Origin of the sequence: Candidatus Methanoperedens sp. BLZ2 (assembly GCF_002487355.1) — an archaeon.
In the GTDB taxonomy this organism is placed as follows: domain Archaea; phylum Halobacteriota; class Methanosarcinia; order Methanosarcinales; family Methanoperedenaceae; genus Methanoperedens.
On record NZ_NTMG01000071.1, the window covers coordinates 1 to 13,701 of the forward strand.

Here is a 13,701-nt window from a genome sequence, read left to right on the forward strand (position 1 = left end):
TGTCGAGTAGAGCCCATAGCCCACCTTTTATCGAGGTAATAGCCCCAAAGTTACTATGAGCCCCCTCACAGAACCGGACTTGAGGATTTCCCTCATCCGGCTCTTCAGAAGCACATCCTCTATGTGTTCAGGTGTAAAGTGAATGGTATATCTTCGGTTTCGGAAGAGGATTAAACAGGATGAAATTAAGAAACTGATCCCAGTTGTAGCTTTTCCTCTGGCTTCGTCTGTTTATCCACTTGAAGACAGTTCTCACGGTATTATGATAGAAGTTCTTTAGGCATCTAAAGTTGCCGCTCATTCCATAATATTGGTAATGTCCGAGCAACTTACTTCCCAACAACTTCCACCATTCTTTCAGTTCAGCACGATTTCGGATATGCTTTAACCATACGTTCATATCTTTCATCTTGTTTGTATACTTCTTGCGTGATGTCTTTCGCCCAAGCTTGAATTTGCCTCTTCGAGTCTTATCACAAAAATGTGTAAAGCCCAGAAAGTCAAAGGTTTCACAAGTAAAGCCGTATTTCTTTGCCTTCTGACACGTACATCGTCCGAACTCAATGATCTTACTCTTTTCTTCAGATATTGTAAGCCCGAACTTACTCATTCGCTGCCTTAGTGCAACTCCAAAAATCCTGGCTTCTTTCTCGTTTTCGAAACAGACAACGAAGTCGTCCGCATATCTCACGAGTACGGCAAAACCATTAAGCTGAGGAATCACTTCAGACTGAAACCATGCGTCTAGCACATAGTGAAGGTATACATTGGCAAGAACTGGGCTCAGTACGCCACCTTGTGGCGTTCCTTGTTCCGTTTCAAAGTATATCCCTTCTTCCATTATGCCAGACTTTAAGAAACGGCTAATCAACCGTAACAGGTTTGTATCCACAATTCTATTTTTCAGAAATTCCATCAAATATTTGTGGTTTACTGTGTCAAAGAACTTCGATATGTCCATGTCCACAATAAAGTTAACCGGGTATTTCATGATGATCTTGTCTATCTGTTTTAGAGCATCATGACAGCCCCGATTTGGACGAAAACCGTAGGACATATCCATAAAATCCTGTTCAAATATCGCTTCGAAAATCTTCTTTATTGCCATCTGGACGATTTTGTCCTCAACAACAGGGATTCCGAGTTGTCTTTTATCGCCGTTTGGCTTTGGGATATAGACACGTTTGACCGGTTTTGGTTTGTACTGTTTTGCTTTAAGTTTTGCTACGAGATCGGCTATGTTTTCATCTAATTGTTCTTCATATTCATTTACTGTTATTCCGTCAATACCGGGAGATTTGTTTTTCTTTAGCTCCATGAAACATTCTTTTAGAAAATCCTCTGCAAGTAAATGTGCTAATGACGTAAACTTACATTTCGGATCTTCTTTTGCTTTTAAAGCTATAACCTGTATCGCTTTTTGAGTCTTAGACGTTAGTTTTGTTGCCATCTTATTTTCACCTCTGAGTGTGTTAGATGTGACCCTAATGTCACTCGTACTTCTGTCAGTCCCTTCCCTCCACAGGAATTACCCTGCTTCATAAGTACTACGAACTGATCCGACTCCCGGAATGCTGTTTGCAATATCTAACCGTTTATAGGCTTAATATCGCATACTCCCCCTTTTTTTTGGGGAGGGCATCCTGGGTCTCCCGAGTTCCCATATTCTCCGTTTGATACCATGCTGCGGTCTTAGACCCCGTTGGACTCACATCACCTTGCCGTTCGCAGCTCTCTGCTATATTCCAAGACCGGAGATGCATTAATTTCGGTGCTGTGATTGCTGCCTTCCGTTCACGCAGAGAACGTCGGCTTCCAAGATCAACAGAATTTCGGGGCTTATAACCTTCACATACAATATATTGCGGCCTGGTATCCCTTCCCCCCTGCATCACATTAGCCTGTTACCAGGCCGGGTGTGGGGTTCAGTTCTGAGGTGGTGGCTAGCCTTTCCTCATGCTGGATTTGCACCAGCTGGCGAGTATGAGCTTTGCTCGGCGCGCCCGCGTGAATCAGCGCAATCCGCGTCATCCGCGTTCTATTCGTCTGGATGAATACTATTTTCTAAAACCCTGAAAACCATGCAAATAATCCAACACTTTCCCTTTCCTGCTGTAACAAACGCCGAAGCTGACTTTTGCGCAGTATTTTGACGGATATTCCAGCCTTTGTCTGGACAGGCAATTTCTAAACAACGAACGAACTGCAACGAACTCAAAGCAATCAGAGTTCGTATTGAGTTCGTCGGAGTTCGTTGTTAATTTTTTTTCATACCAGCTCACGGAGGAAATAGGGAAATGTTGACTCTATGATCTCTGGGGCCTCTGTAGTTGATTATCATTACCAGATGCAATCAAACCAACAGCATTCCATCAATGCTTGCGGTCATCACCCTTCCAGATCAGAACACCAAGGGCCACCAACCAGATACTCCAGAGAATGTAGCCAATAAAATTGGCGGAATCAGCGCCGGGAACACCGAACGGGATAAGCAATCCGAGCATAATGAGGATCGCCGAGATGATCCCGAGCCATGAAAACCAGAGGCTTCCGATGTTTTTACCCAGGGACCGGATGATAAGAATAGTCCAAACTCCTGTGAAGAGATAACCGAAAGTCTCACCCACGATAGTTCCGAGGATCGTATTGAGCAACTGGAATGTTGCTACATCACCTTTTTGCGCAAGACCTGGCACGATCAATATCCAGCGTGATAAACCAATGACCTGCACAACTGCGGCCAATACACCAATCCACACCGCCATTCGGCTGCTCCCCAGGCGGCCAAGGATGACAGCGATGGGGGCTAACAAACCAGCGCCAATCGCAAGGATGCTAAACCAGAAAATTATCGCGCTTTGGTTTGCCATGAATTGCCGAAGGATCTCTTTTGCCGGCTCTTGCAGGATGTCGGGATAATTAAAAACCGATCCCAGTCCAATAAACGCTATGTTTGCCAGGACCGCACCAAGTACGAGCAATGCCGCCGCCAGTTTCCGGTAGGACTGCTCTGAAAATGATATACTCATAATATTCCTCCTTTTGCTTCCCAGTAATACCGGAAAAGCTTTTCGCACCACTTCCTGAACCTTTCATCATGGCCGAATAAGGCAGTATTCTGGTCGATCTTGCCATCCGGTCCGGGCAGTTTGAGCATGGAGAATCTATTTGCCGTCATAACAGATAATTTGATCTCATCTTGTGCCCTGAACTGAATTTTTTCCATGTTTTTTTCGCTAAGTTTCAAAGTGGATAACAGGTCTTTTGGAAATATTACTCTTATCTCCATTCCCTTTTCCAACACCTTTTCGATATTGGGCAGATGATGTCTGGGAAAATCATCTGACATGTACCAGAAGTGGCCTGAAAGACCTTCGCTCAATTTTTCCTGTGTGTTTAAAATATTATAGACGCCTGTCACGATCTCTCCTTTTGATAAAGCGTCTATTTGTCCCAGGAGATCAAGAGGAATCGGTGAAGTATCATGTTCAAGGAAGTATCCTGATTTCTCCGATATAAAGTTCATGCCCGATATGCTGGATATAACCAGTTTCCCCAGGAGCGTATTATAATATCTCCCGTCCCCTTTTTTCTCAATTAACCTTGCCTCTGTTAATCTTGATAATTGTCTTGATGCTTCAGCCGAGGTCATGTCAACTTCCTTGATCAGGTTGGTGAATGTCATGTGTTTTTCATTCAGGGCCTGAAGTATATCAAGCCTTTTTCCTGAAGACAGTTCCGTGAATAGCTCGTAGACTTTCATAATATTTTCTTGTTACATTAGTGTAACCTTTGTAATATGCCTGTTGCCTGGATCTACATTGTGCCAGATTTTTATTAAGCATCTCCGGATCAATTTTTCCTCTGGTGAAATAGGTGATAAAACATGAATAATGAAAATCTAATCAGGTTGACCGGGGTCACTAAGACCCATGAAGGTGCAGGAGGTACATTCCATGCCCTTCGGGAAGTTAATTTGCAGGTGAAGCCGGGTGAGTTCGTTGCCATAATCGGTAAATCGGGCAGCGGGAAATCGACCATTCTCAATATGTTAAGCGGTATTGACAAACCGACATCAGGAGAAATATGGATTGGTGATACCACTATCCATAATATGGACCAGGACCAGCTTGCAAAATGGCGCAGGAGGAATGTCGGTGTTGTGTTCCAGTTCTTCCAGCTTCTGCCCACGCTGACCATTCTTGAGAATGTGATGCTGCCCATGGATTTTTGCGGCATTATTCCTGCGCGTGAACGCAAGGGGCGGGCGCTTCGCCTGCTTGAGCAGGTTGGTATCAGTGAGCAGGCAGATAAGCTTCCCGCACTTCTTTCCGGCGGTCAGCAGCAGCGTGCTGCTATTGCACGTGCGCTAGCAAATGACCCGGCCTTACTCATGGCGGATGAGCCGACCGGAAATCTCGATTCACATACCTCAGAGGCTATTTTACAGCTTTTTAAGGGCCTTGCAGCATCAGGCAAAACCATCGTAATGGTGACGCATGAACGCGACATCACGAAATGGGTTTCAAGTGTTGTGAAGTTAGCAGACGGACAGGTTGTTAATGGAAGTGGTTTATATGATTAGCGTACGCTGGCGCAAGGTGCTGGGCGATTTGTGGCTGAACAAGACACGCACATTGCTGGCAGTACTGGCTATCGCTATCGGGATTTTCGGCGTCGGCACGGTTCTGGCCGGCTATTCCATTCTAACCCATGAAATAAACGCAAATTTCCTGGGTACACATCCGGCATCAGCGATCCTGTACACGGAAAATGCCGATGATAAGCTGGCTGCGGCTGTCGAAAGTCTCCCGGGGGTTGCAAACGCTGAGCCACGACGTATTGTCACGGCTCGCATCCAGGCCGGACCGAATGAATACCGTAGGCTCTTGCTATTTGTGATCGATGACTTCAACAATTTGCGCGTTTCAACGTTTAAACTCGAACGGGGCAATTGGCCGCCCGCTGACCGCGAAATACTCATCGAACGTTCAGCTCTGCCACTAATCAAAAAGGAGATCGGTGACACTGTAATAATCCAGACTCCAAATAATGGACAGGATCACGAACTGAAAGTGACCGGGATCGTCCATGACCCAGGCCAGTCACCGGGCGATGTGGATAATATCGCATACGGATACATCACCCTCAATACCCTTGAATCGCTTGGTGAGACACGCGCCTTAAATGAACTGCGTATCGTTGTGGATGAAAATTCGAAGGATGTTACCCGTATCACCAACGTTGCTAATCAGGTCAGGGATGTAATGGAGAAACGTGGATACCATGTTTCACATGTGGAAATTCCTAATGCAGGTAAACATCCGCATGCTGACCAGATGGATTCATTACTGTTCTTATTGGAGGTGTTCGGTATCCTCGCCCTGATCCTTAGCAGCATACTTGTCGCAAGCACAGTATCTGCTTTGCTTTCACAGCAGATCAGGCAGATTGGAGTGATGAAGGTCATTGGAGCAACAACATACCAGATAGCTGGACTCTATTTCGGTTCGGTGCTGCTCCTTGGAGTTTCAGGACTTTTATCGGTATTCCTGCTGGCATGTGGGCAGGCCGGGCATTCGCGGTATTCACAGCGAAAATACTGAACTTTAACATCACAAGCGACTTCATCCCGCACTGGGTATATGCAGTCCAGATTCTTGTAGGGCTGTCTGTGCCTCTGCTTGCTGCCGCCATTCCGGTATACAGAGGCAGCCGGATTACTGTCCAGCAGGCTATCAGTGATTACGGCATTAATAAAAACCAATTCGGTACGAACCGTATTGACATGCTTGTTTCCCGTATGAGTGGAACGGGTCGTCCTCTCTTGCTCTCGCTGCGTAATACTTTCCGTCAGAGGTCAAGACTGCTGTTTACAATCGGTATCCTGGCAGTGGGAGGCGCAACGTTCATGAGCGCTATTAATGTCGGTGAGTCGTGGTCAAACACTATCGATGTGGCAATGAATGCCCGCCATTATGACATTGAAGTGAAATTCAGCCAGCCCTACCCCGTGGAATATGTGGAAAAAACAGTCCTTGATGTGCCTGGCATATCGGAAGTTGAGAGCTGGGAGCAGATTTTGGCTGCACGAATAAATTCCGACGGGACAGATGGCATTAGCTTCACCCTCACAGGAGTACCGCCCGCAACGGATATGATCACATTCCCGATTATTGAGGGGCGCTGGCTGCAATCGAATGATACGAACGCTCTGGTTATAAACCATGAACTGCTGGAGGGAGCAGGCATGAAAGTTGGGGACAGGATCATGCTTAAAACCGGGAATAAAGAAATGGAATGGACAGTAGTTGGCGCCGTGCGTGAAATAGGCGCCCGCAGGCGCGGACAAAATATTGCAGCTTCTGCGTATGTCAATCGTGACTACCTGGCCCGCATTACAGGCATGGAAGGTACTACCGCGGACATCCGTATCAAGACAGACCAGCACGCTGCATTGAGGATCGTTTCCGGACAGCTTGAACAGCAGTTTGATAGTGCCGGGTTGCATCGAATTTCAGTCAATCCGAGTACAGAAAGAATGCAGGAATTAAAAGATCACCTTGTGGTCATCCAGATGTTCCTTCTGTTAATGGCGGCATTAGTCGCTGCCGTTGGCGGACTGGCTCTCGCTTCCACAATGAGCATAAACGTGATGGAACGAACGCGCGAATTCGGTATTATGCGAGCCATCGGCGCTAGCTCCGATGATGTGCTGCAGATCGTGGTCATCGAAGGAATTGTAATTGGCATCCTGAGCTGGCTTGTTGCCATCGTGCTTGCGTGGCCGCTTGGCGTGATCATCGGGGATTTCGCAGGAAATATATTTATCCGGGCACGGCTGGAGAATGTCTTTTCACCAGTAGCAATGGCTGGATGGTTGGTATTGGTGATCCTTATTGGAATTATCGCCAGTGCGTACCCTGCCTGGCGGGAAGCGCGATTGCCGGTTCAGCAGGTTCTGGCTTATGAGTGAAAATGAAAGGAGGTGACACAACATGAAACATATTAGCATGAAATGGATCATAATTCTTGCCGTAATACTGGTCATAATTCTGGTGTTCGGAGGTTTAGCCCTTCTAATCCACGGTGGATTGCCGCTGCATCTGCGACAAATGATGCAGTAAGCCGGGACAAAAACAAATATGAACAATCAAATGGAAGAAAAAAATATTCCGATCATGCCTGCAATAATGCAGGCAGCACTTTTTTAAATTTCCATAAGGACGAAGAAGTTTAAATAATCGAGGTAAAAATTCTATGCAAAACAATAGAAATCATAACTATTTAAAGGAAAGGAAAACAGCATTAATAACAGGTTCATCCACATCTCAATGTGAAAGTATTAAATGGCTAAAAAACACCATTACTCTAAAGGAATGAAAATCATGCGCAGGATAACTTCATTTTTGCAAAATCCTGTAATCTACGGTATTTTAGGTTTCATACTGGTAGCATCCCCCTCACTCTATTTCTTTTTTGCAGGATTTCCCGGAACAAGCGTATCGGAAACATGGAATCAAACAGAAAGTGGTATAAACAAGACAATTGTTACGAAAACAGTCTGGATCGGGGCATTTAATCCTATTCTCCTTATCTTTGTTATAGGAGCTGCCGTAGCTGCATGGGGATGTTATTGCAGAACATCAATGGCATGGATCGGAAGCTTTTTTTTTTGCTTGCTTACTCGATACTCGCTATGCCCAGTATAGGAATGCTCTTATTGCCGGGTGCAATCTTTCTTCTCACTGGCGCCGTATTCAAGAGCAGAAAAGCAAAGGTAAAAATGCAAACAATTTGAGGAAAATAAATCAATACGGGTGAGCAAAATGAACTGTCCTCTTCTGAATAATATTTTACTATTATCCCTTCTTCACAGGTTTCCCTACTATCCGGAGAAGTATTCGAGAGCTGTCATAGCAAACACACTGCCAGATTCCAAACGGATACCTCATTACCCGTTCAAGCTTTGGCTTGGTTAGCCTTCCAGTAGTCGAATTGCTTTGACCAATTCATTCTGTACATCCAATAAAGATTCACGTTCTAAAGCATCTTTTAGGTCAGGCAGCAATTCAGTAGCATGTATCTTTCCAATTGCCTCTGCCGCATGAAAGCGAGTGCGATAATAGCGATCAGACAGAAGCTTACGAAGTACGATTAATTCATCATTACCAATAAAAGTAGGCTGATTTGTTCCATTAACTTCTCCAATTTTTCCAATTGCCTCAGCAACCATGTTTCGGACTGCTTCTTGTGGATGGTCAACAGCAGATATCAATATAGGGAGCACAGATCGCATGCGAAGTTCACCATAGAGCCAAACGGCATAATACGATCGCCTACCTATGGTATCAGAAGATAATTTCAAAGAGCTAAAAACAGTTCTAACTTTTATCTCAATTTCATCTTTCGAACAACTTCTCCTATATTCCCTGACAATAGCAACTATATCCTGCTGATTTACCAAAGTACTACTTCCTCCCTGAGATTTTACTACTTCCTTGAGATTTTCAATCGCTTCATCGAATGTCCATTCAGAAGGAAGCGTCTCTATCAATTTGCCGACCGGATCAGAAAGAGTACCTAATTTTTGTAGTGCAACCGCTGCTTCCCACCACCCTTCAGGTTTGCTCGGATTGCAAACCACATCACGTAGAATATCCAACACCTCTTGGTGGCGTATTCCAAGCTCCCCGATTACCCATATTACGCCAGATTTCAACCCTTCCTTTTTGCATAATTGGAGTAAATAATCGACTGCATTCTCAGGTTTAAAAGCCTTTAGAAATGATAAAACATTAATCGCATTCCATGATAGAGTTTTGGTGTTATCAAATGCCCAGTGGCAGAGATTGTCTAGCGCACCCATATTTTCGGAAACAAATTGCGCAACGAAACTGCTTATCTCAGGAGAGAATTCTTTTTCACAAAACCTTGAATCATTACTATTATTAATTAGATTATTATAGATTCTATTAGCTACAAAGAACTCCATAAATGACTTGTGGATGAAATAATAGTTCCCCACGGTATCACGGCTGAGAAAAGAACAGGTGCGAGTATCATGATCAAAGTAATCCAGATCCTCTATAGTAACGATTTTTGGGAAGTATGTTCGAATATGTTCTCTCAAATCTAGATAATGTATGGATTGCGTTTCACTGAACCACATTTTCATTGCTAAGTCTTCCATAAAAGCCTTCTTGACTGATGGTGACATTTTGGCATGATAATCTTCTCGCTCAATCCATATGCGGGTGTATTCATTGTATAGATGGACGGTATTAACAGTCTTGTCCATTGCAAGAAGTTTGGGTAGAGTTTTGATTATCATATCCAGCAGCAGGGGGCGGCGCGCCAAGTCATGCAAATTGCGACGAATAGCAATCCATGCATCGTTCAGATCATTTGGATGATAGTGATGGATTAATTGCTGAATCTGTTCATCTGTAAATTCTTCTATTTGTACAATCTGAAAGTTAGGTTGTCTGCGGATAATCCGTAATAGTTCGCTACCTTCATCGCCGCGCATTATATCATCCACTTGTTTCTGATCGGTAAAGTAATGGGTGCGGCATGTGAGTATGGTTTTTGAACCAGCCACAACAACTCTGGTCAGTTCTTCAAAATTTCGGATCGTAAGGGCTCTGTCGGTCTTAGTAGACATTTCATCGAAGCCATCGAACAGTAGAACGAGGCGCCCGCTCTCAAGGAAACGCTGAAAAACCGCATAATTCTCTATGCGGATATTATATTTGTTTAACAGCAGATCTGTGATAAGCTGCTGTAAATTAACTGCTTTTGTATAATCACGTAAAGAAATGAAAAGTGGAATACGGGCATTGATCGGATCTTTTTTGTAGCTTTTGGCTAATTTATATGTCAGGTATAAACAGAATGAAGATTTTCCAGTCCCAAAATCCCCAAGGATTGAAAGATGGTTGTGATCCGGGTCCGCAAGCCATTTCTCTACAAGCTCATCTAATGATCTATGTTCTACGATTTTTTCATGTTCCAACATGCGGCATGATAGAGGCACATAAGTTTTATGAAGATCGCTACGATTCATTATTTCAATTATCGGGTTTTTAATAAAAAGGCCTTTGTTAACGAATTCAGTAAAATGCTCAAAGTCATGAATAACCCGCTCAATGTAATGGGAAAAATCAATTATTTTACTTAATTTTTCCTCAAAAGTGTATAGCCCAATTCCCACTTCGGCAGCAACACCCTTTGCTTGATCGCTCCATGGCTTGCGAGTTATAATCTCAGCAGAGTCAGCCTCCCTAACCTTACGTGCCTGTCTTAAAAGCCCGTCAAATGCCAAAGTGCGCTCGTTCATTGATGTATTCTTTGCCTCATTTTTACATTCAACAATAATACGATGCTCCTGCTGAGTTATGGGGAGACGAAATGAAGCTCTAATATCAACTTTTTTATTGCAAATGCTGATATTACGCTCAACTGTGTAACCCATGAGATGATATAGGGATGCAACCTCATCTTCGAATTTACGTCCTTTCACAACCATATTTCTACCCTTATTTGAATTTATTTTATTCTTACTCTTGCGCTTACTTTGGGAAAGATTGGGATTCATTCCTCACACCTCTTAAACCTAACTTCTATTGTTAATACAATTATAGATTATAATAAAGATGACTTTTCAACATCTCAAGATTTATTTTTCTAATTATTTTACTTTTATCATCTCTCCTTTTCAGCAGGTTTCCATTCGGACACTATGGCAATGACAAACGACTCCACAATAGCAATTGTTGCCCAGAAGATGAGTTCCAGACAGATCAGTAAAATAGGCTCACCGAACTGGTTAAAGGGGGTGAAGAACTCCCAGAAAAGAAAGGAGAGAAAGAATACGAGTAAAGCCATCCGCCATGCCCGTTTCTTGATCCCTTGCGGCCATGCAGGTGCAAGCCATTGATAAATGAAGGCATGAATGATGCCAAATAGAACTAAACCTGTGATTATTGGAGCCGGATTTGACACTATTAGTGGAAGCGGCTCTATTTGGGTCCATACCGCGATAAGCTTATGACTCTGGATGGACGGATCAAGCAGTATGCCTCCCCCATTCCAGCCAAAACCAAGAAGACGGAATGTCAGCACCATTATGAAATTTAGTGCTAATCCTCCTGCCAGACCCGCAAGAGGTGTTTTTAATATTGAAGTTTTCATAGCCTTAACACCTCATTTTCGTTCTATCTCCATCCAAAGAAATCCATAATATCTCTCGCAACATAGGAAGGTTGTTCTTCCGGAACAAAGTGACCGGTGTTATAGTATATCTTTAACGTAGATCCCGGGATTGCACGACGAATACGTTCACCAACCGATATGGCGAAAAATGGATCCGTCTCTCCCCAGAGAATCAATGTCCGGACCGCAATATCCCGAAGCGTGTCCTCAATTGCCTGATAATTGGTTTTAAGATCAGATAAGCTGCGCTGGAAAATGCGGCGTGTAAAATCTATACCTGAAGGCGTAAGATGCCGTTCAAACTTTTTCCAGGAAGCATCCGTTTTCTCTTTTGTAGCAGCCAGATACATCATCCGTATTCCTATTTTATTACCCACCATCGCCTTGAAGAAGATCGTATTGAGGAATGGGACACCTGCTATTCGAAGCGGCAGCGGTATTGGGGTATCTGTAAATACATTTGTTGCCGAAAGCACCAGCCCGTTAAGAGTTAGATCCGGGAACAGGCGCATGAGCGTCAACGACACTGGTCCGCCAAAGTCATGGCTGCCAAGGTACAACTTATTGATACCAAGGTTGTCAAGAAGTTGTTTAATTCCCCTCGCCTGGTTTTCAATATAGTAATCATCATGTGGCATATCCGATTGCCCAAACCCCAGAAGGTCAGGAATGATTACCTGGTAGTGTTCTGCAAGCAGCATACCCGCCGACTCCCATGTAAAAGCTGATCCCGGAATGCCATGAAGGAGTAAAAAAGGTTCGCCTTCTCCTCCTTTGAGGAAACTTATTTCACCTTCTTTGAACCTCTTCAGTTCTTTACTCATATATATTTATTAATTTTCCCTGAGACGTACATATACTTATGCAATCTATAAACTGAACGAAAATGCGATTGGCATAATTAAATTAATCAGAAATGGTTTAATTCAAATGATTTAAATGTTCGTAGAAAGAGTAGAACAGGTACTTCCCTGTTTTGCCGATCCATGGAAAATTCGTATGATTGCATATCTTAATAGCCCGCCAGATCTTAAAGAAATGGCAGAAGCGCTTGATACGCGATATTGCGAAAGTCTGGGTGTTGTGCTGGTGCGCCTGGGAAAGCGCGAAGTAAATTTCTTTGCAAGCGGGAAAGTAAGTATCAGAATGGTAAATGATATCGAGGAAGGAAAGAAACTTGTTAATTCCCTGCTTGCTATGATCGCCCATAAGCAGATACTTAAAGAATAGTATCAGGAGAAATCTATTAACTTGGAGAGAGATTCTTTTACCTTACCGTCGAATGTATTCATTTGCATAACCTCATATTACCTTGAATAAATGAGGGATAGAAATGCTTCAACATAAGATCAACTTTGATACTATTGAATTGGAATCTCCAATAGAAGGAGTGAAATATAAAAAGTATAGATATAACAACAAACAAATGCGACTTATAGAATATACAAAAGAAATGCCGCCACAGATAAGCCAGTTGTGAATGCATTTATTTTTTAAATTTGGGAGTGTAATCTTTTTTGCTGATGCTTCTATTATGTAATAGAAATATTATAGGAGTTGAGTGACATGGCAGAATTATTTACACAAGAACAAGCAAGGGCATGGCTTAGTACCTATCCGAAAAGTAGAAAAACAATGACATAGAGAAATAATGTAGTAATGACAACACGAAAAATCGGACATGACTACGAGATATATGATGAATTATGGAAGAAGATAGAACCATTAATACCGCCACCAAAGCCAAAAAAGAAGGCTGGAAGACCTAGAAAGGATGATAGGAAAATGATGACTGCCATTTTTTATATCCTTCGCACAGGTTGCCAATGGAAAACGTTGCCGAGATCATTAGGTGCACCAAGCACTGTGCATGATAGATTCCAAGAGTGGAGGGAGGCTGGATTATTTGAGGCAATGTGGAAAGCAGGTCTGATGGAATATGATATGAAGAAAGGAATAGAGTGGGAATGGCAATCCATGGATGGAGCAATGACAAAAGCTCCCTTGGGTGGAGAAGGAACAGGAGCAAATCCAACAGACAGAGGGAAAAAAGGTACAAAAAGAAGCATGCTGACAGAAGGAAGTGGCATACCTCTTTCAGTGGCTGTGGACGGTGCCAACCGCCATGATAAAAAGCTTGTAAAAGGGACTCTTGATGCCATAATTATAGAAAGACCTTCTTCCAATAACGTATATCAGAATATGTGTATGGATAAAGGATATGATTTCCTCGATATCAGAGAATTGGTAGAAGATTACGGCTATACTGCACATATCCGAAGCCGTGGAGAAGAAAACAATGAAAAAAAAGATTCCAGGTTATAGAGCAAGGAGATGGGTAGTGGAAAGGACACACTCATGGCTGAATCGTTTCAGAAGACTGCTTATCAGATGGGATAAAAAGCTTGAAAACTATCTTGCATTATTACACCTCGCATGTGCATGGATAACATTCAGAGCATCCGGACTTTTCGGATAGGCTCT

General features: G+C 43.2%; 14 protein-coding genes. 8 read left to right on the forward strand and 6 right to left on the reverse strand.

The window, feature by feature from the left end; translation table 11 throughout:
* Nucleotides 1–127: 127 nt before the first annotated feature.
* The 3 genes from ltrA to CL181_RS15200 form a co-directional block, all read right to left on the reverse strand.
* Complete coding sequence (ltrA, locus tag CL181_RS15185) at nt 128–1,450, reverse strand: group II intron reverse transcriptase/maturase (protein ID WP_097300167.1); 1,323 nt, start codon at nt 1,448–1,450, stop codon at nt 128–130.
* A 922-nt stretch (nt 1,451–2,372) separates the two neighbouring features.
* Entirely contained in the window at nt 2,373–3,077 is a 705-nt protein-coding gene (locus CL181_RS15195; protein WP_141398936.1) for a DUF4386 domain-containing protein, read from the reverse strand.
* Nucleotides 3,026–3,763 carry a winged helix-turn-helix domain-containing protein gene (locus CL181_RS15200; protein ID WP_097300170.1) on the reverse strand — a complete coding sequence of 246 codons (738 nt, stop codon included), beginning with the start codon at nt 3,761–3,763 and terminating at the stop codon, nt 3,026–3,028. Before CL181_RS15200 ends, CL181_RS15195 begins: the two co-directional genes overlap by 52 nt.
* Before the next feature lie 123 nt (nt 3,764–3,886).
* On the opposite strand from CL181_RS15200, the gene CL181_RS15205 reads away from it, so the two are divergent.
* From CL181_RS15205 to CL181_RS15225, 5 genes are all read left to right on the forward strand, one after another.
* Nucleotides 3,887–4,585, forward strand: a complete 699-nt coding sequence (locus tag CL181_RS15205; protein ID WP_097300171.1) for an ABC transporter ATP-binding protein — start codon at nt 3,887–3,889, stop codon at nt 4,583–4,585.
* Nucleotides 4,578–5,606 carry an ABC transporter permease gene (locus tag CL181_RS15210; protein ID WP_176505257.1) on the forward strand — a complete coding sequence of 343 codons (1,029 nt, stop codon included), beginning with the start codon at nt 4,578–4,580 and terminating at the stop codon, nt 5,604–5,606. Before CL181_RS15205 ends, CL181_RS15210 begins: the two co-directional genes overlap by 8 nt.
* Entirely contained in the window at nt 5,561–6,976 is a 1,416-nt protein-coding gene (locus tag CL181_RS15215) for an ABC transporter permease (protein WP_097300173.1), read from the forward strand. Before CL181_RS15210 ends, CL181_RS15215 begins: the two co-directional genes overlap by 46 nt.
* 22 nt (nt 6,977–6,998) lie before the next feature.
* A complete protein-coding gene (locus tag CL181_RS21220; RefSeq protein ID WP_255251599.1) occupies nt 6,999–7,127 on the forward strand; it encodes a hypothetical protein in 129 nt (42 codons plus the stop codon).
* A gap of 222 nt (nt 7,128–7,349) precedes the next feature.
* Nucleotides 7,350–7,712 carry a hypothetical protein gene (locus CL181_RS15225; protein ID WP_097300175.1) on the forward strand — a complete coding sequence of 121 codons (363 nt, stop codon included), beginning with the start codon at nt 7,350–7,352 and terminating at the stop codon, nt 7,710–7,712.
* A gap of 266 nt (nt 7,713–7,978) precedes the next feature.
* Here CL181_RS15225 and CL181_RS15230 read toward each other — a convergent pair whose 3' ends face one another.
* The 3 genes from CL181_RS15230 to CL181_RS15240 form a co-directional block, all read right to left on the reverse strand.
* The gene (locus tag CL181_RS15230) at nt 7,979–10,600 is read right to left on the reverse strand and encodes an NACHT domain-containing NTPase (RefSeq protein ID WP_097300176.1); all 2,622 of its coding nucleotides are present in this window, start codon (nt 10,598–10,600) and stop codon (nt 7,979–7,981) included.
* 107 nt (nt 10,601–10,707) lie between these two features.
* Complete coding sequence (locus CL181_RS15235; protein ID WP_217993192.1) at nt 10,708–11,196, reverse strand: hypothetical protein; 489 nt, start codon at nt 11,194–11,196, stop codon at nt 10,708–10,710.
* Nucleotides 11,197–11,219: 23 nt separating this feature from the next.
* Complete coding sequence (locus CL181_RS15240) at nt 11,220–12,041, reverse strand: alpha/beta fold hydrolase (RefSeq protein WP_097300177.1); 822 nt, start codon at nt 12,039–12,041, stop codon at nt 11,220–11,222.
* 115 nt (nt 12,042–12,156) lie between these two features.
* Between CL181_RS15240 and CL181_RS15245 the strand changes: the two genes are divergently transcribed.
* The 3 genes from CL181_RS15245 (at nt 12,157) to CL181_RS15250 (ending at nt 13,696) form a co-directional block, all read left to right on the forward strand.
* Nucleotides 12,157–12,447 (forward strand): hypothetical protein, encoded by a 291-nt coding sequence (locus CL181_RS15245; protein WP_097300178.1) that lies wholly within the window; start codon nt 12,157–12,159, stop codon nt 12,445–12,447.
* Nucleotides 12,448–12,550: 103 nt separating this feature from the next.
* Nucleotides 12,551–12,697, forward strand: coding sequence for a hypothetical protein (locus tag CL181_RS20570; RefSeq protein ID WP_176505258.1), 147 nt, complete (start codon nt 12,551–12,553; stop codon nt 12,695–12,697).
* Between the two features lie 179 nt (nt 12,698–12,876).
* A protein-coding gene (locus tag CL181_RS15250) for an IS5 family transposase (RefSeq protein WP_097300179.1) occupies nt 12,877–13,696 on the forward strand; the annotation gives its coding sequence in 2 pieces (ribosomal slippage) (nt 12,877–13,515 and nt 13,517–13,696; 819 coding nt in all).
* Nucleotides 13,697–13,701: the final 5 nt, after the last annotated feature.